At 64.9% G+C, this 17,826-nt stretch carries 15 protein-coding genes; 12 read left to right on the top strand and 3 right to left on the bottom strand.

Annotation, left to right across the window (positions count from 1 at the left end; genetic code table 11):
• The first annotated feature begins 144 nt into the window (after positions 1–144).
• The 7 genes from HOP03_09830 to HOP03_09800 all read left to right on the top strand — a co-directional run bounded on the left by HOP03_09830 (position 145) and on the right by HOP03_09800 (position 8,671).
• Positions 145–2,280, top strand: a complete 2,136-nt coding sequence (locus tag HOP03_09830; GenBank protein NOT88471.1) for a hypothetical protein — start codon at positions 145–147, stop codon at positions 2,278–2,280.
• 225 nt (positions 2,281–2,505) lie between these two features.
• Entirely contained in the window at positions 2,506–4,425 is a 1,920-nt protein-coding gene (locus HOP03_09825; protein ID NOT88470.1) for an MFS transporter, read from the top strand.
• Between the two features lie 154 nt (positions 4,426–4,579).
• Positions 4,580–4,915: a CD225/dispanin family protein gene (locus HOP03_09820; GenBank protein ID NOT88469.1), complete on the top strand. Its 336-nt coding sequence runs from the start codon at positions 4,580–4,582 to the stop codon at positions 4,913–4,915.
• 1 nt (position 4,916) lies between these two features.
• Entirely contained in the window at positions 4,917–5,339 is a 423-nt protein-coding gene (locus HOP03_09815) for a DUF2752 domain-containing protein (protein NOT88468.1), read from the top strand.
• A gap of 77 nt (positions 5,340–5,416) precedes the next feature.
• A complete protein-coding gene (locus tag HOP03_09810; protein NOT88467.1) occupies positions 5,417–6,034 on the top strand; it encodes a hypothetical protein in 618 nt (205 codons plus the stop codon).
• Between the two features lie 319 nt (positions 6,035–6,353).
• Positions 6,354–7,625 carry a hypothetical protein gene (locus HOP03_09805; protein NOT88466.1) on the top strand — a complete coding sequence of 424 codons (1,272 nt, stop codon included), beginning with the start codon at positions 6,354–6,356 and terminating at the stop codon, positions 7,623–7,625.
• A 128-nt stretch (positions 7,626–7,753) separates the two neighbouring features.
• Complete coding sequence (locus tag HOP03_09800) at positions 7,754–8,671, top strand: branched-chain amino acid transaminase (GenBank protein ID NOT88465.1); 918 nt, start codon at positions 7,754–7,756, stop codon at positions 8,669–8,671.
• A 773-nt stretch (positions 8,672–9,444) separates the two neighbouring features.
• Here the strand turns inward: HOP03_09800 and HOP03_09795 are convergent.
• From HOP03_09795 to rimK, 3 genes are all read right to left on the bottom strand, one after another.
• Positions 9,445–10,773 (bottom strand): HAMP domain-containing histidine kinase, encoded by a 1,329-nt coding sequence (locus HOP03_09795; protein NOT88464.1) that lies wholly within the window; start codon positions 10,771–10,773, stop codon positions 9,445–9,447.
• The gene (locus HOP03_09790) at positions 10,760–11,443 is read right to left on the bottom strand and encodes a response regulator transcription factor (GenBank protein NOT88463.1); all 684 of its coding nucleotides are present in this window, start codon (positions 11,441–11,443) and stop codon (positions 10,760–10,762) included. The genes HOP03_09795 and HOP03_09790 overlap by 14 nt, the downstream gene beginning before the upstream one ends.
• Before the next feature lie 385 nt (positions 11,444–11,828).
• The gene (gene rimK, locus HOP03_09785) at positions 11,829–12,734 is read right to left on the bottom strand and encodes a 30S ribosomal protein S6--L-glutamate ligase (protein NOT88462.1); all 906 of its coding nucleotides are present in this window, start codon (positions 12,732–12,734) and stop codon (positions 11,829–11,831) included.
• A 433-nt stretch (positions 12,735–13,167) separates the two neighbouring features.
• Here rimK and HOP03_09780 point away from each other — a divergent pair, with 433 nt between their 5' ends.
• Genes HOP03_09780 through HOP03_09760 form a run of 5 tightly spaced genes read left to right on the top strand, consistent with a single transcriptional unit; the run spans position 13,168 to position 17,660 of the window.
• On the top strand, positions 13,168–14,706 hold the full coding sequence (locus HOP03_09780; protein NOT88461.1) for a hypothetical protein: 1,539 nt from the start codon (positions 13,168–13,170) through the stop codon (positions 14,704–14,706).
• A complete protein-coding gene (locus HOP03_09775) occupies positions 14,703–15,335 on the top strand; it encodes a hypothetical protein (protein NOT88460.1) in 633 nt (210 codons plus the stop codon). The genes HOP03_09780 and HOP03_09775 overlap by 4 nt, the downstream gene beginning before the upstream one ends.
• 8 nt (positions 15,336–15,343) lie before the next feature.
• Entirely contained in the window at positions 15,344–15,916 is a 573-nt protein-coding gene (locus tag HOP03_09770) for a hypothetical protein (GenBank protein NOT88459.1), read from the top strand.
• Positions 15,913–17,019, top strand: a complete 1,107-nt coding sequence (locus HOP03_09765; GenBank protein NOT88458.1) for a hypothetical protein — start codon at positions 15,913–15,915, stop codon at positions 17,017–17,019. Before HOP03_09770 ends, HOP03_09765 begins: the two co-directional genes overlap by 4 nt.
• A gap of 23 nt (positions 17,020–17,042) precedes the next feature.
• Positions 17,043–17,660, top strand: a complete 618-nt coding sequence (locus tag HOP03_09760; GenBank protein ID NOT88457.1) for a hypothetical protein — start codon at positions 17,043–17,045, stop codon at positions 17,658–17,660.
• The last annotated feature ends 166 nt before the right edge of the window (positions 17,661–17,826 follow it).

Genomic DNA, 17,826 nt, shown 5'->3' with positions numbered 1-17,826 from the left:
GTCCGGCCAACGGAAGAAACAGAACAAGGGCAGTCGGCACAGGGGCGATCAAGGCGGGGCCTGCCGGAATCACGATGGCGACTCGACCGCACCCGTCGCGGCCGGGCGGAACGCACCACACGCATGGGGAGCAGGCGGATGGACATGAGCACGCACACGCCGCCGTTGCACGCCGCGCTGGATTACTGCGCACGCAAGCTGCTGGCCGAGCTGGAGCGAGGGCCTGCAGCGCTTCCGGATGCCATCCTCGCATCGCGGCTCACGCCCACCAGCGCTGCGCTGTTGCGCTGGTGGTGCGCGGTCGAATACTGCAACACGCGCGTCGACAACTTCCATGCGGGGCAGAAGCAGGCGATCCTGCACACGGTGCTCGCGCACGAGCTCCTGCAGACCGACGATCCCGAATGGCTCTACCGGCTCGCCTGCGATCCCGCTCGTGCCCGGCTCGATGCGCCAGCCGCAAGCGCCTGCCCGACGCGATACGCAGGCTATGTCCTGCGGATGGCGCCCGGCAGTGGGCTGCGATGGGTGGCCCAGGCGCTGCTGATATGGCAATGGGCGAACCATATCGCGGCGCGCGCATCCGGGCACGACGACCCCCGTTTCAGCAGCCATTTCCTGCTGTCCGCCGCCACCGATCCGGTACGGGTGCGCCTGCAGGATGCGCTGTTCGGCGCGGCCGATGCCCGGGGACAGCGCGATGCCGTACGGAGCAGTCCGATCCGGCATGCGGCATTGTTCCTGCCGCCATCGTTGCGCGATTCGTTCGGCGATTGGCTGGCTCGACAGACGCGATCTGCGAAGCACGAGGACGCGATGTGCTTCGTCGACGTCGCCAGCGAAACCACGCCAAGCTCTCCGCCGATCACGCTGGTCGCGGGCGTCGGCGCCAGGATGCTCGGTGGGGCGACGCATGCGCACGACGATCCCGAATCCTCGCGGCACGCTTCGTTGCTATGGATCGACCTGGCGCTTTCGCAGGCATCGACGGCGCCCTGCGCCGGTTCGGCGCCGATCGCCGAATTCCCGCTGCAACGCGCGATTCGCGATGGCGCAGTGAAGCTGCCGATGCTGGAACCGACGCAGCACCTGCGCATGCCGCCTTTGCGCGAGACTCCCCCGCGACCCGTGGGGCTGCGTCCGCGGCTGTCGCGTGCCCATCGCAGTCTGCTCGGCATCGGAATCGAAGCGCTGTCTCGACGCGACGCCGGCTTCGTCGCCATCGATTCCGTACGCCGGCCGAAACTGCTGGTGTTGTGCGACGCACCGCACGTCGTTCGTGGCGTACGCCATGCCTTGACTGCGTACGGACTGGACAAGTCCGCCATCGCGGCGCGCGTGGTCATCGATACGTTACCGGCGCACGCCATCGCCACGGACGCGCGCATCTGCGTGATCGTGGTGCTGCGGACCGGCATCGATCCGCGTACGTCCACTGCATTGCTGGCGCCGGCATTGCCGCCGCTGTGGCCGGAACCCGACTTCGCCGTGCTGCGCAGCGAAAATCGCGAACGCGCGGTCCTGGGGCGCTCACCCGCGCATCTGATCGACGTGCTGTCGGTGGTAGAGCATCCGCAGCGCCATGCCGATTACACCGACCTCCTGCGCGCCGGGCTGGCGGCGCGGGGCGGAGACCCGTGCGGAACCGACGCCGTCGGCGACCTGATCGTCACCGGCCTGCGCGCGGACGCGGATGATTTCGAGATCGCACTACAAGGCATGAGCGATGGACGGGCGGTGGGCGCGGACCGCCTATCGGAACTGCCGCGCCGGATCCTGCGCGCACGACAATCGATGCCCGTTCGCAAATCGGTGTATACGCACGCAGGCTGGAGCGCGTACGACAACGGGCTGCGCCGGGCATTCCTCGAATGCGCGGAGTGCGATCCCGGGGTCGAAAGTCATTGCCTGCTCGATCCGCGCCGGCACGCCATGCGCCTCCGCGACAGCCTGTTGGCGCAGGGCATTTCGCCGCTGGGTTTGCCCGATGCGCTGGTCCGCACCGTCGATGCGGTGTATCTGGTCGACTTCCTGCCGTCCTGCCCTGCGCAACCGCAGCCGGCAGGTCCATCCGAGCGCGCGTTGACACGATGGTGCGCGCATACGAACGCATTGCCGGCCGTGCAGCGACAGCATCGGCGCTGGCATCGCGTGCAGTTGCAGGCGCCCTTGTTCTGGTCGTGGAAACGCAGCGAAGGCATGCTGTCGGCGCTGCTGGTCGCATTGGCCGGAACCGCGCCGCTAGCGCGTCGCGGCCGTGCGGCGACCACGGCGTACTGACACCAGCCGGCAGGCGATTGAAAACAGCCTGGAGAGGGGTGGAGATGCCGCCACTGCGCAGCAAGGGCGTCCGCGATCGATTTGCCGGAAGCCGGTCCGGGCATGTACCGGACCGGCGATTCGAACGCACACCTGTGCGCTTTTCAACAAACCCTGTGCGTTTTTCAACAAACTGGTAGTCTCCGCCGGAACCTCGCCGGCAGGGACCGGCCTCGCGGAGCGCGCATGGCCTACAACCAGTTCGAACTGTTGCGGCAGCGCCGCTTCCTGCCTTTTTTCGTCGTCCAATCGCTGGGCGCGTTCAACGACAATGTCTACCGTCAGGCCATCATCGGTCTGTTGTTCTGGCTGGGCATCGACGAACAACAGAAGACGCTGTACACCAATCTCGCGCCGGCGCTGTTCATCCTGCCGTTCTTCCTGTTTTCGGCCACCGCCGGCCAGATAGCGGAGAAGCTCGAAAAATCGCGGCTGATCCGCATCACCACCACGATGGAAATCGCGATCATGTCGGTGGCGGCGGTGGGCTTCCTGCTGCAGAACATGCCGCTGCTGCTGGTGGCGCTGTTCGGCACCGGCGTGCAGTCCGCGCTGTTCGGTCCGGTCAAGTATTCGATCCTGCCGTCGGTGCTGAAGCCCGAAGAGCTGACCGGCGGCAACGGCCTGGTCGAGATGGGCACCTCGGTGTCGATCCTGATGGGCATGATCGTGGGCGGGATGATCTTCAAACTCGCCGGCAGCCATGGCCCGGAAACCGCTGCGGTCGCGATCGTTCTGCTGGCGATCGCAGGCAATGCGGTCAGCCGTCTCGTGCCCAAGGTCGATGCCGGCGCGCCGGAGCTCAAGGTCCACGTCAATCCGATCCCGGAGTCGCTGCGGGTGATGGCCCTGGCGCGCAAGCAACTCGCGGTGCGCAACGCGATGCTCGGCGTGTCCTGGTTCTGGTTCATCGGTACCGCGCTCACCGCGCAGTTGCCGAACTACGCCGAAAAATACCTGGGCGGCGACGAAACCCTGTATCTGTTCGCGCTGGGGGTGTTTTCGATCGGTACCGGGATCGGTTCGTTGTTGTGCGAAAAGCTGTCGGCGCGCACGGTCGAGATCGGGCTGGTGCCGCTGGGCGCGTTCGGCATGAGCTTTTTCCTGTTCGACCTCTACTTCGCGCGCAGTGGCGTCGCCGGCGTCGCCGGGCTGGACATCGCGGGCTTCCTGCATCAGGCCGGCAGCTGGCGGGTGTCGCTGGACCTGTTCGGCGTGGGCATGTTCGCCGGCTTCTTCCTCGTGCCGCTGTTCGCGCTGATCCAGAGCCGCACGCCCAAGCAGGAACTGTCCCGGGTGATCTCCGGCGTGAACATCCAGAACGCGTTCTTCATCGTGCTGGCTGCGGTGCTGGGCATCGCGCTGCAGATGGAACAGTTCACGATCGGCTCGACCACGATCAGGATGCCCGGCCTCGGCATTCCGCAGCTGTTCCTCTGCCTGGCCATCGCCAACACGCTGGTGGCGATCTGGATCTTCACGATCGTGCCCGAATTCCTGATGCGCTTTCTCAGCTGGATGTTCGTGCGCGCGCTCTACCGGCTGCAGCTGCACGGCATCGAGCAGCACGTTCCCGACGAAGGCCCGGCGCTGATCGTGTGCAACCACGTCAGCTACATGGACGCGCTGATCCTGTCGGCCAGCATCCCGCGGCCGGTGCGCTTCGTCATGTACTACAAGATCTTCAATGTGCCGGTGATGCGCTGGATCTTCCGCACCAGCAAGGCGATTCCCATCGCCGGCGCAAAGGAGGATCCAGAGGTGATGCGGCGCGCGTTCGAGGAGATCGACGCGGCGCTGGCCGACGGTCAGCTGGTCTGCATCTTCCCGGAGGGCGCGCTGACCCGCGATGGCGCGATCGCCCCGTTCAAGGCGGGCGTGCTGCGTGCGCTGGAACGACGCCCGGTGCCGGTGGTGCCGATGGCGCTGAAGAACATGTGGACCAGCATGTGGAGCAAGCGCGACGGGCGCATGCGCCAGATGCGCCTGCCGCGCCGGTTCCGTGCGCATGTGGAAGTGGTGGCCGGGCCGCCCATCGACGGACGCGGGGTCGCGGTGGCGACGCTCGAAGCCAAGGTCCGCGCGCTGCGCGGCGACGCGGCCTGAGCTGCGACCGCCACCTCATTCCAGGCCCGCAACCGATTGCGCCCGGCGACGGAATCGGCACAATGTGGAAGACAGTACGCCACGGTCGCCCCGAGACGGGTGGTCCGCTAGCTTCTCTCGCCCCACCTATCCGCCCGATTTCCGGAGATTCCGCATGAACACGACCGCCGCACCCGGCTCCATCCCCAATCATCTGGCCTGGGCGATCATCGCGACGGTCTTCAGCCTCTGCCTGTGTTGCGGCATCCCCGGGCTCTTCACCGGTATCGCCGCCATCGTCTTCTCCTCCCAGGTCAATTCGAAGTTGAATGCAGGCGACATCGCCGGGGCGCAGTCCGCTTCGAATACCGCGAAGATTCTTTGCTGGATCACCACTGCCTGCGCGATCATCGGCTTGTTCTGGCTTGCCTTCAGCATCGCAACCAGCGGTGTCGGCGGCCTCGAAGAATCGATCAGGCAGGGCATCGAACAGGCACAGCGCAACCGTTGAAATGGTCTCTTCCAGACCCTCTTTCACGGTGATGACCCTGCAAGCCATGGCACTCGCGGCAGCGGGAGCCATGGCGTTCTGGCTATTGCGGACGTTCGATCCCAGCGCACCGAGCAATCTGTTCCCGAAATGCATGTTCCATAGCCTTACCGGCTACTGGTGCATCGGATGCGGCTTGACTCGAGGCATGCATGCGCTGGCGCACGGCGATGTCGCGCGCGCTTTCTCGATGAATCCGCTGATGATGGCCCTGCTGGCGCTGACGCCAGTCATGCTGGGGTGGTATTGGGGTTGGAAACCACGCGTGTTCCGCCCATTGATGCTCGTTCTGGCCGAACCACGTTTCTGGCTGGTCCTGCTGCCCACCTACGGAATCGCGCGTAACCTGCCATGGGCACCCTTCGTCTGGCTCGCACCGGGTTGAATGCAAAGTCGACCGCCCGGCATTCACTTCCCGAATGCTAGCCTCGGGCAATGTCCACCTCCGGCCGCGCGCTTCTCATCCTCCTCCCGCTGCTCGCGGCATGCGCACTGTGGCCGGGTAGCGCACGCGCGCAGCAGCCGCTGAATCGCTGCAATGGCCCCGGCGGCAATACGATCTACACCGACCGCCCCTGCGAGACCATCGGCGCCAGCGAACGCCTGCCGCGTGCCGCCATCGCCGGCGCGTACGGGCTGCGTCGCGGCGGCTGTGCGCGCAATCTGCAGGATCTGGTCTACGAGATCACCGCAGCCATCGACAACCGCGATGTGAACCGGCTCGGCGCGGTCTACCACTGGGTCGGGCAGAACTCCGCAAGCGGCGACCGCATCCTCGACCAGCTGCAGGCGATCGTGGATCGTCCGCTGGTGGACATCGTGCCGCTGCGGGGCATGGTCACGGAAGCGCCGGTGACGGATCCCGAGGCCGCTCCTGTCGCCCCGTTCGTTTCACCGGCCCCGACATTCACCACCGCTCCGCCTGCCGGCACCGACGACGCCGCTCCGCAACCACCGCGCGTGATCCGCAGGCCACCGGTCGGCCTTCGTCTGGAGCAGACGCTCGGCAAGGGCAGCACGCCTTCGCGCACGGTCTTGGGTCTGCGCCGGCACCTCGATTGCTGGTGGATCACGCTGTAGAACCCATGCCGGGCCAGGCACACCGCGTACTGGGATGAAGGGCGGCGACCGAAGCCCTCCTCTCGCGGACGCAGGGAGACGGACATCGGGATTCGGCGCTCAAGCCGAATGCCATCGGGTACTGAGACAGTATCGGCAACCGTCCTGAGACATACGCAGGCGGATTGCTGCGTTGCGGCTTGCACGCGGCACTGCACCGTGCGATCCATGGCGTTGGGCAAGGTGTCCGGGTCACTCCAGACCAACCATCATCACGTCCCGACATTGCATATCCACCGGCTCGGACGCCGCAATGGAAGGATCAAGGAGAGGTCATCGCATGAAACGTTCGATCATGTTCATCGCCATCGGCACGATCGCGGCGCTGGGTTTCGCCGCGTCCGCCAGTCAGGCCGCCAAACAGCCCCTGTTTTCCGCCATGAAAGCTGCACCGGCCGGCATCGGCGCGGACGCCAGCTATCGCGCATTGGCCGAAAGCCGCGCCACGGAGTCGCTGCAGATGGTGCAGGCCGATGCCAGCCAGATCAGCGCCAAGAGCGACACGCTGCAACTCGGGTTCGGCGACGCCAGCGCCGTGCACATGCGCTATACCAAGCGCAATCCGGACGGCACGCTGGTGTGGTACGGCAACATCGGCAAAAACTTCGGCCTGCTCGATACGCTGCGCGGCAAGGCCACGGGTGAGATCGCCGACGATCCCAACAACTCGGTGATGATCGTCCGCAACGGCGACAAGCTCACCGGCACCATCCGCAAGAACGGCGAGTTGTATGCGCTGCGTCCGTTGCGCTCCGGTGGACACGTGATCGCACGCATCGACGAAATGAAGATGCCTGCGGATCACCCGGCGGCCTACAACTTCCTGCCGCAGATCGACATGGGCAACGTGCAGCGCGCCGCCAGGGCAGCGGGCGACGTCGGCCCGCAGGCGATCAGTACGATCCGGGTGATGGTGGTGGCAACCCAATCGGCCGCTACCGCCAGCGGCGACATCGTCGGCCTGGTGAATCTCGCCGTCGCCGAGAGCAACCAGGGCTATGCGAACAGCGGCGTCGAGATCACCCTGCAACTGGCCGGTCGCTACACCACGACGTATGTGGAATCCGGCAGCTTCAGCACCGATCTGACGCGCTTCCGCGGCACCACCGACGGCTTCATGGATTCGTACCACGCCACCCGCAACACGGTCACGGCCGATGTCATGATGCTGTTGATCAACAACGCCTCGTCCTGCGGCCTGGCGTCGGGCATCGGCTCCACCGCCGCCACCGCGTTCGCGGTCGCGCACTACGGCTGCGCCACGGGGTACTACTCGTTCGCGCACGAAATCGGCCACCTGCAGTCGGCGCGTCACGACATCGCCACCGATCCGACCCTGACCCCGTACGCCTACGGCCACGGCTATCGTTCGCCGACCAATGCCTGGCGCACGATCATGGCCTATGCCTGCACCACCGGCGGCTGCCCGCGCATCAACTACTGGTCCAACCCGGCCAAGACCTATGGCGGGCAGGCGATGGGCAACACCACGCGGGCGCACAACCAGCGCGTGTTGAACACCACCAAGGCGACCATCGCCGCCTTCCGCTGATGACGACTGGTTTTCCGCAAGACCGGGACGGGGCCGCAAGGCCCCGTCTTTTCAGGCGCGGACTGTCGGCCCTGTTGCGCATCGCCTAAAATACCGGTCGCACCGACACCCAGCAGACGGACATCGACATGACCCAGCGTTACCCCGAATGGATCTGGCACAACGGCAGCATCAAGCCCTGGGCCGAGGCGACCACCCACGTCATGTCCCACGTCGTCCATTACGGATCGTCGGTGTTCGAGGGCATCCGCTGTTACGACACGCCTGACGGCCCGGCGATTTTCCGTCTGACCGATCACAACAAGCGCCTGTACGCCTCCGCGAAGATCTACGACATGTCGATGCCGTATGGTCTGGACGACATCAACGCGGCCTGTCGCGAGGTGATCAAGGCCAACGGCTTCACCACCGATTATCTGCGCCCGGTCGCATATCGCGGCCTCGGCGGGTTCGGCCTCTCCGCCGATACGCCCACCGACATGGCGGTGGCCACCTGGAAGATGGGCCAATACCTCGGCGCGACCGTGCTGGAAGAAGGTATCGACGCCTGCGTCTCCAGCTGGCAGCGTTTCGCGCCCAACACGCTGCCGGCCGGCGCGAAAGCCGGCGGCAACTATCTCTCCGGGCAACTGGTCGCACGCGAAGCGCGCCGCCTCGGCTTCGGTGAAGGCATCGCGCTGGCTTCGACCGGCCTGCTCAGTGAAGGCGCCGGCGAGAATCTCTTTCTCGTGTTCGACGGCGCGCTGCACACCACTCCGGTCAGCGCCGCGCTGCTCAACGGCCTGACCCGAAACACCATCATCACCCTCGCACGCGACGCAGGTATCGAAGTCTTCGAACGCGATCTGCCGCGCGAATATCTCTATCTGTGCGACGAACTCTTCATGTGCGGCACGGCTGCGGAGATCACCCCGATCCGTTCGGTCGATGGTCGTCAGGTGGGTGCGGGTAAACCCGGGCCCATGACGCGCCATTTGCAGGAATTGTTCTTCGGGTTGTTCGATGGCAAGACTGCGGACAAGTATGGGTGGTTGGAAAGGGTGTGAGCACTGTTTGATTGTTACCGGCCTTTCTTGAATCTTCGCTGGAAGTTTCGTGGCACTGCCGATATTGGTGATTATTAGTTCACGGGTAAAGCATGGCGTCTTTTTCGCGCTGGTGCGCGAGTGACTTTCTTTTTGAAAAGAAAGTCACCAAAGAAAACACTTCAAGTCCACTTCTAAACTGCCATCTGAGGCGAAGCCGGGATTTTTCGATGAGACATCCTTGTCTCATCGAAAAACGGCGCACGTCCTGTGCGCCGCCCTCCGGGTCTCCAATTCAGTCCGACAGCACGGTAGTTTTAATGTCGTGGGGACGAAACAGTTTTCGGGAATACTGGCAACTTGCATGCGATCGCACGGTAGTTTGAAAGCCGCTGAGAGCGAGCAGGAATGAAAATGTCTAAGCCACTTTTCGCATGTGGATAGAGGCGATCGTCCCGATAAGATTGCAGACGTGGAGTACCATCCCTTGATCGTAGACCCAGAGGGCGATGCACAGGATGTGCATCGTTTTTCGATGAGACAAGGATGTCTCATCGAAAAATCCCGGCTTTGCCTCAGATGGCAGTTTAGAAGTGGACTTGAAGTGTTTTCTTTGGTGACTTTCTTTTCAAAAAGAAAGTCACTCGCGCACCAGCGCGAAAAAGGCGCCATGCGTTACCGATACGCTATAAAGCGCCTAGAACAACAGAGCCTAATTCGGATATCGAAGATATTCGGAAACGCTGGTTTCCGCAGTTCTCGGAAGCGGGGATCTGGGTATAAAAAGCAGCTGATCAAACCCCGAACGTCAACGTCGCAATCACGCCACGCTCCTGCCCCGGCACCACCCGCACGCGCCAACCGTACAGCGCACAAAGACGACGCACGATCGAAAGACCAATCCCGCCGCCTTGGGTATGTTCGGCATGACTGCCGCGATACCCACGCTCGAACAGCCGCGCCGCGTCTTCGGCGCTGAGACCAGGACCGCTGTCGATCACTTCGACGGCGTTGTCGCCGAGGCGCACCACCACTTCGCCCTGCTGCGTGTACTTCACCGCGTTGCCGATCAGGTTGCTGAGCGCCACGGTCACGGCCGCGTCCGGCGCATCGACGACCACCTGGCCGACCGCGCCTTCCATGCGCAGCGTCAGCGGCTTGCCGCCGAGCTGGGTGCGGTGCGCGTCGAGCAGTTGCTCCGCAAGACGGCCGACATCGGCGGCGCCGTGGCCGCGCTCGTTGCGCGACAGCAGCAGCAGCGCGCTGATCAGATCGGTGCACTGCTGCTCGGCGCGTTGCACCCGCTGCAAGCGTGCCCGGGTCTTGTCGTCCATGTCGGGCTTGGCGAGCAACAGCTCGGATGCGCCGCGAATCACCGCCAGCGGCGTGCGCAATTCATGGCTCACGTCGGCGTTGAACTCGCGGTCGCGCTTGACCACGTCGGTCAGGCGTTCGGCGTAATCATCCAGCGCTTTCGCAAGCTCGCCGACCTCGTCCTCCGCGAAGTGCGACGCCAGCGCTTCCGGTTCGGCACTGCGGCCCGAGCGACGCAGGCGCTGCGCGAGTTCGGTCACCGGGCTCATCACCCGCGACGCCGCCCACCAGCCGACCAGCAGCGAGAACAGCGAGAACAGCCCGACCGAGCCGAAGATCGCGCGGTTGAACTGCGCGTCGCCGCGACTGGCGCGGGTCATGTCGTAGGCGAGGAAGAACCAGGCATCGGGCGTCTTGCGGACCGCCAGTTTGTAACTGAGCGGATTGCCGGTTTCATCGGTGCCGGTGATGCTGGTGATGCCGTCCGACAGCGCGTACCACTCCGGCCGATTGATCCTCACGGAGTCGAATTTTTCCGGCGTGTAAACGAAAGCGCGGATCTGATCGACGGCGAACTGCGGATTGGACGGATCGTTCTTGAACTGCTTCGCCGCCTCTTCGATGTTGCGGTTCATCAGGTCTTCGACCAGCGCGTTCTCGACCCGATTGCGCGTCCACTGCGTCGCGATCGCGAACAGCGTGGTCAGCCCGAACCCCAGCAATACGAACGACAGGATGATGCGGCTGCGCAGCCGCCGACGGTAAGCCGGTCTACGCCGCCGCGATGGCGCGATCTCAGGCGCTGGCATCGGGCACGGCGATGCGGTAACCGATGCCGTGACGGGTCTGGATCAGCGGCACCGGGAATGGTTTGTCGACCATCGCGCGCAGGCCGTGGATATGCACGCGCAGGCTGTCGGAATCGGGCAGCTCTTCACCCCACACGCGCGTTTCCAGCTCCTGCCGGGTGACGACAGCGGGCGACGCTTCCATCAGCGACTGCAGGATCTTGAGCGCGGTCGGATTGAGCTGCAGCAGCTTGCCCTGGCGGCGTACCTCGAGCGTGTCGAGGTTGTATTCCAGATCGCCCACTTCCAGCACCCGGGTCTGGTTGCCCTTGCCGCGTCGCGCCAGGGCATTGAGGCGGACTTCGACTTCCTGCAGCGCGAACGGCTTGATCAGGTAATCGTCGGCGCCGGACTCGAAGCCGGCGACCTTGTTGTCGAGAGTGTCGCGGGCGGTGAGCATCAGCACCGGGGTCTGCTTGCGGGCCTCGCCGCGCAGCTTGCGGCAGACCTCCAGACCATCCATGCCGGGCAGGTTGAGGTCGAGCACGATCGCATCGAATTCGTGGACGATGGCCAGATGCAGGCCGGTGATGCCATCGGCGGCGAAGTCGACGGTATGGCCGCGGTCTTCGAGGTAATCGCCCAGATTGGCGGCGATGTCCTGATTGTCTTCGATCACGAGTATGCGCATGGGCGGTGGATCCTCAAAGGTGCTGCTGTGACCGGTCGGCGTGCGTTCGGTTCCCAAAGTCCCCGGCGCGAGCCATGGGCAGCGCGCCTGCAATTCTGGCACACGGCGCTCATGCGACTGCACCTGCGACAGGTACGCCGTGCGCGATGCATCATCGTCGGCTTGGGGGCGGTGGCTTGGGGACAACTTGCCCGTTTCGCGATCGAAAAAAATGGCCCGGACGGCATGGGCCGCCCGGGCCGAACAATTGGGTGTAACCCCGATTACCGGTTCTGCATCGCCCTGACGAGGGTGGGTGTGGTGACAGAATTCGGTCAGTACACGCTACGCCCGGGGCGATTAAAGGGCCGTTAAAAACAGATGACAGGATCCTTTCGGGCTCCCGTCACCGTTTCGGGGCTTTGTGTGTTGCGCTCATTTGAACGCCATTTGCCAGAAGATCGATGATTTTTCCGGCAATATCCACCCCTGTGGCCGCCTCGATCCCTTCCAGCCCCGGCGAGGCATTGACCTCCAGCACCAGTGGGCCGCGCCGGGCGCGGATCAGGTCCACGCCCGCCACGCCCAAGCCGAGCACCTTGGCGGCACGGATCGCCACCGCGCGCTCATCTTCGGTCGCCTGCACCGCCTCAGCGGTACCGCCGCGATGCAGATTGGAGCGGAAGTCGCCCTTCGGCGCCTGCCGGCGCATCGACGCAACCACCTCGTCGCCGACCACGAAACAGCGCAGGTCGGCGCCTTCGGCTTCGGCGATGAACTCCTGCACCAGGAAATTCGCGTAGAGCCCGCGCAGGGTTTCGACCACGCTGCGCGACGCCGACGGCTTCTCGGTCAGGATCACCCCGGCGCCCTGCGAACTCTCGTTGAGCTTGATCACGTGCGGCGGCGCACCGAGCATCGACAGCAGGTCGACGGTGTCGTCCGGGTTGTCGCCGAAGACCGTGGTCGGCATGCCGATGCCCTGCGCCGCCAACAGCTGGTGCGCGCGCAGCTTGTCGCGGGCGCGGGCGATGGCATCGGCGGGGTTCGGGGTGTAGCTGCCCATCAGCTCGAACTGGTGCAGGACCGCTGAACCATACCGGGTGATCGACGCACCGATCCGCGGCAGCACCGCCTGGTAACCGGCCAGCGGGCGACCTTTGTAATGCATGTCGAACCCGTCGGACGCGATGCGCATGTAGCAGCGCAGCGGATCGAGCACCCGCGCGGTGTGCCCGTGCGCACGCGCGGCCTCCACCAGCCGGCGGGTCGAATAGAGTTTGCTGTTGCGGGACAGAATGGCGAGCTTCATGCGGCGCTCCGGGCGCGTGCGGACGGCAGCTAAAGCCTGCCGCAACGATGATGACAGTTCCTGCGCGAAACGCGACGTCCGCACACAAGGTTCGCAAACAAGAACGGCGGCCAGTGAGGGCCGCCGTTGGCATCCCGGGAACAGGCGAGGGAAACGGATCACCCTTTCCCGTTCCCGATACCGCTCAGACATCCGCTCAACGAGCCGGATAAAACTCCAGTGTGCCGCACGGCGTGGCCCAGGCCAGGCACGCCCTCTTCCGGCCTTGATGCCGGGTCGGGATATGCCGACGCGCGAGGAGAAACCCGAAACCCGCATGGTTCACACGGAAGACGTGTTGCTTGTATAGTCCGGCGGGCACCATGCGTCACGCAAACGATGGGTGCCCATGAAAGTCCGGAAGATTCATCCATTCGAGCTGGAAGCATCCGTCATGGGCATTGGACACGGCCAACACTATGCGCAATTCATCGGCGGCCTCGACACCGCGACGCGCACTCAGGATGAGGTGCTCTCGCGCCTTGTCGAGCGTGGCCGCGGCACCGCCTTCGGTCGCGAACATGGTTTCGAGCACATCAACAACCTGGCCGACTTCCGGCGTCGGGTCCCGTTGCGCCGCTACGAGGACCTGCGCCCGTATGTCGACCGCATTGTCGCCGGCGAGCGCGATGTGCTGTTCCCCGGCGATGTCTTCCGTTTCATTTCCAGCAGCGGCAGCACCGCCGGCAAGGCCAAGGTGCTGCCACTGCCGCGCGCTTATTTTGCGGAAGCGTTCAATCCTTTCTACATGACGTATCTCGAGGGCACCATGCGCGCCCATCCGGGGCTGATGGCCAGTCGCGACCTCACCATCAACTTCAAGTGGGATCCGCTGCGCGACACCTCGGTTCTCACCGGTGGCATGCCGCATGTCGGTCTCAGCCAGGTGAATCTGGCGAACGAGTTCGGCAGCGAGGCCCTGATGGAGCCGGGTACGCAAGGTCCCTGGGCCACGGTGCCGGCGGACATCGCAGCCGACCTCGAGCGCCTTTACTTCCGCATCCGCATGGCGGCAGGCCATGACATCCGCCAGTTCGTCGGTATCAATCCCGCCATCCTCGCTGCCGTGCCGCATCTGATCGAGACCAATGCCGAGCGCCTGTGCGCCGACGTCGCCGCCGGCACGTTCGCGGGTCGCCCGGTGATGGCGCCCGATCCCGCACTGGCCGCGCAGCTCGCTGCGCGCCGCGCCGCGCGCGGACGCCTGCTGCCGATGGATGTGTGGCCACGGGTCGAACGCCTGATCTGCTGGGACGAAGGTATCGCCGGAGTCTATTTGCCGCAGGTTCTCGCAGACTACGGCACCGATGTTGTAGTGGTGCCGGCGCCGCTGGCCGCCTCGGAAGTGCCGCTGGCCCTGCACCTGCTGCCGGACGGCCTGCGCGGCGTCATGGCCTACAACGCCGCATTCTTCGAGTTCCTGGATGTGCAGGACGGCACGACGCAGACGCCGCTGCGGCTCGACGAACTGCGCGAGGGCGCGTCCTATGCCGTCGTGGCAACGCAAGCCGGAGGCTTCTGCCGCTACGTGCTGGGCGACCTGCTGGAAGTGACGGGTCACGCGGGCGCAGTGCCCACCGTCGCCTATGCCGGACGCATCACGCCGGTCGCGTCCGTGCCCGAGTCGGCGCTGCTGCGCTTCATCCGCCGTCACAGCACCGAGCACGACTTGCGCGTGCGCAACTTCACGTTCGTGCCTGCGGCGGGAGGCGTACTCGACCTGCTGATCGCCTGCGACGACACGCAAGACGCCGTCATCTGCGAGGCGACGCTGCGCCAAGCCTATGCTGCGGACGCGGCGATCGCCGGCACGCCGCTGGGCGAGGTACGGCAGGTGCCGCCCGATCATTTCACGCGGCAGTGGTGCGACCGCGTCGCTGCGGGTCTGCGTCCGCCGCAGGTCAAGGACCGCATCGTGAGTCCGGCGCGGTGATCCTCTTCGTCCTGGGCATCATCGCCTGCTGTCTGCTCGGCGACATCGTGCATCGCTGCGGCGCCTCCGCAGAGGTCTCGCGCAAATCCGTGCATGTCAGCACCTGTCTGCTGATTGCTGCGTTCCCGCTGTTCGGTATCGATCATCACCAGCTCCTGCTGATCGCGGTGGGCAGTGTCATCGCACTCGCACTGTTGCGCCGCACGGTGCTGATGCGCTCCGTCATGGCGGTGGAGCGGACATCCTACGGCGATCTCATGCTGCCGCTGTCGGTGGTCGCGGTCGCAGCGATCGGCGTTCCGTATCCCGCTTTCCTTGCCGCTTATCTTGTCCTGTGCATCTCCGACACGTTGGCCAGCCTGATCGGGAGCGCTTACGGGCAGCGTCGCTACACGCTGTTCGGCCATGCCAAATCCTATGTCGGCAGCGTGGCGTTCTTCCTGTCCGGATTGGCCATCCTGTGGCCGACCGCAGTGTTCGCAGGCCTGCCGCCGATGGCGGCGCTGCTGACCGGGGTCGCGGTCAGCGCGATCCTGACGCTGGTCGAAGCCTTCTCGCACAAAGGCGTGGACAACTTCTTCGTGCCCGTCGTCGCAGTCATCGCGCTGCAACCCCTGCTGCCCGCGTGAGTCCATCGATGTCCAAGATCCTGGTGGTGATCGGCCCCTCCGGCGTCGGCAAGAGCACGCTGTTCGCGCCGTTGCGCCAGGAAGGCCAGGTGCGGCTGGTGCCCACCTGGACCACGCGCAAGTCGCGGCACTACGAGGACCCTGCCAACGCCGACCATGTCTTCATCGACGACGACGAATTCACGGCGCGCGAGCAGGCGGGGTTTTTCCTGGAGACCGTGCAACTGTTCGGCCTCGAGGCGCGTTACGGCCTGCCGAGGGAAGCGCTGGAGGACGATGGCAACAGTATTCGCGTCCTGATGTTGCGCGCGATGCTGCTGCAGCGCCTGCCCCACTATTTTCCTGCGCATATCGTCTATCAGGTCGAGGCGCCGCGCGCGCGCGTGGAGGCCCACCTGCGCGCGCGCGTCGAACGCGATGGCGACATCGGCTCGCGTCTCGCCAGCTTCGAGGACGAACTGCAGTTGGGGCGACGCCTGGCGCATCGCATCGTCGACAACAGCGAAGCGCCGGAGCGGGTGCAAGCGCAACTCCGTGCCTGGCTGCGCGAAGACTTCGCCAAGGATGGTCCGGCGGCATGAGCACGCTCTACGCGCCCATCGGCATCACACCCACCAAGCCGCTCACCCCGTCGCATCTCAAAGGCGTATTGCTGCTGGATTTCATGCAGCGTTTCGAAGGCCTGTTCACGCCCGGCGCGATCTGGCACAACCGCCGTCCCTGGGATATCTCGCTGCAGACCATCCGCTTCTGGGATTATCTCGACCGCGAACACAGCGGTGTCGATTTCAGCACCATGGGCGAAGGCGACATCGGCGCGCTGTATATCGACTGTCACCGCACCGGCACACTGCCTTCCGCCGATCGGATCGCCACCTATGCCCGCCGTATCGAAACGGAGGGCTACGTCCATCCCGCATCGGGCCGGATCCTCGCGCTGTGGGGCGAGGTGTTCGCCACCCTTGGCCTGGCCGGTGATGCGCTGTTCCATTCCGCGCCGTTCGGCCTCGATCAGGAAGCGGTACTTGAACGGCTCGACGCGCACGACATGCTGTTGGACCAGCGCCGCTTCGGCGGCGGCGTCCATCTCGACCTGACAGACGAAGGGCGTCCTCTGCGCCTGCTGATGTCGGAGCACGGGCTGTCCAACTACATCCTCGCCATCCTGCGCGATCTGCTCGATCGCGCGCCGCATCACGACAGTGTCTGCCTCTACCATGATTCCGGCATCGAACGCGACTACGAGGCATTGATGCGCGTGCTGCAACGGCTTGGCGTGCAATGCCGCCGCGTCGGGTTCACGCGCGTGCCGCTCGATGGGCAGGTGCTCAGCGCCAAACAGGGGGGATGGGAGCAATACACCGGCGCGCGTCTGCTCCAGCGCGTGGCCGGCGGCGCCAGCAGCGCCGAAATCCGACTGGGCTTCCGCCTCTACTTCCTGCACGCATTGGGCCTGCGCAAACCCGACAGTTACTCGGACGAAGGCCTCGGCGCATGCCTGGAACGCGCACGACGCCTGCTCGACGTGCACGAGCCAGCGCCGCTGACGACCGACGACCGCACCGCGCTCGAAAAACTCATGAAGCGCGATGGCAGTGCGAATGTCTACGGCGCCCTTGCGGTGCTGGAACAGAAGAAAGCCGCGCCCGGCCTTCGACACGCGGTGCTGCAATGCCTGCTGTAATGCCATCCCTGCATGAACTCCTGATGGCCCGGCGCCTGGCGTCGGTCGCACACGCCGCTACAGAAGTCTCGGAGCGCCGCACCCTGTTCGTCGTCGTGCGCGAACCCGACATGCAGGCCTTGGCACGCGGCCTCGCTCGCCTGCTGGCGCAACAGCCCGCCAGCGAACGCTCCGCCTGGTTGGCCAACTTCACCAAAGTGCGTCTGTTCGCAGGCAATCCCACCCGCACCGCCGTCGCACCGTTGTTGACCTGCATCGAGTCGGACGCACTGGGTTTTGCCTTGATCGATGCCGAAGCCCGGCATCCCCGCATCGCAGACCTGCTGGTTCCGCTACGCACCCGCGATGGCCCCGCCGCAGACACCGCGACCGACGTGATCTGGGACGACAGCGACGGACGCTGGGAACTCGAAGTGGACGTGACCGGACTCGACTGGCCACGCTATCTGGTGCACGTGCTGCATCTGCTGGCCGAAGCCGCGTTGGGCGATCCCGGCTTCGGAGGACGAATCACGCTCTTGCACCGGAACGCCGCCCCGGTCTGCACGGAAGACGTCGTGCAACTGCGTTTGGATCTGGATACTTCGCCGCCGACTTGTCGTGCGGTGTTGCGGCGTTGTGGGGTGGTGGATTGCGGGTGATGGGCGGGTGTGTTGGGGTGCTATGGATTGTTCGACAGCTTGGTTCTACGACCAGTGACATCCAATCGAAACCGTTGTTCGCTTTGCTCGGAGTCTTGAACCTGAAGAACGAAATGCGAACCGCACGCTATGGCGCGTTGCGTCGATCGACTGCACGGCTACGGAT

The sequence above is a fragment of the Lysobacter sp. genome (assembly GCA_013141175.1).
Taxonomy (GTDB): domain Bacteria; phylum Pseudomonadota; class Gammaproteobacteria; order Xanthomonadales; family Xanthomonadaceae; genus Lysobacter_I.
The sequence above is the reverse complement of the archived record's forward strand: the minus strand, read 5'-3'. Positions and strand labels throughout refer to the sequence as shown.

Coding starts and splice junctions, on each gene's coding strand:
- HOP03_09830 (NOT88471.1), top strand. CDS start 145: ATGAGCACGCACACGCCGCCGTTGCACGCCGCGCTGGATTACTGCGCA.
- HOP03_09825 (NOT88470.1), top strand. CDS start 2,506: ATGGCCTACAACCAGTTCGAACTGTTGCGGCAGCGCCGCTTCCTGCCT.
- HOP03_09820 (NOT88469.1), top strand. CDS start 4,580: ATGAACACGACCGCCGCACCCGGCTCCATCCCCAATCATCTGGCCTGG.
- HOP03_09815 (NOT88468.1), top strand. CDS start 4,917: ATGGTCTCTTCCAGACCCTCTTTCACGGTGATGACCCTGCAAGCCATG.
- HOP03_09805 (NOT88466.1), top strand. CDS start 6,354: ATGAAACGTTCGATCATGTTCATCGCCATCGGCACGATCGCGGCGCTG.
- HOP03_09800 (NOT88465.1), top strand. CDS start 7,754: ATGACCCAGCGTTACCCCGAATGGATCTGGCACAACGGCAGCATCAAG.
- HOP03_09795 (NOT88464.1), bottom strand. CDS start 10,773: ATGCCAGCGCCTGAGATCGCGCCATCGCGGCGGCGTAGACCGGCTTAC.
- HOP03_09790 (NOT88463.1), bottom strand. CDS start 11,443: ATGCGCATACTCGTGATCGAAGACAATCAGGACATCGCCGCCAATCTG.
- rimK (NOT88462.1), bottom strand. CDS start 12,734: ATGAAGCTCGCCATTCTGTCCCGCAACAGCAAACTCTATTCGACCCGC.
- HOP03_09780 (NOT88461.1), top strand. CDS start 13,168: ATGGGCATTGGACACGGCCAACACTATGCGCAATTCATCGGCGGCCTC.
- HOP03_09770 (NOT88459.1), top strand. CDS start 15,344: ATGTCCAAGATCCTGGTGGTGATCGGCCCCTCCGGCGTCGGCAAGAGC.
- HOP03_09765 (NOT88458.1), top strand. CDS start 15,913: ATGAGCACGCTCTACGCGCCCATCGGCATCACACCCACCAAGCCGCTC.
- HOP03_09760 (NOT88457.1), top strand. CDS start 17,043: ATGGCCCGGCGCCTGGCGTCGGTCGCACACGCCGCTACAGAAGTCTCG.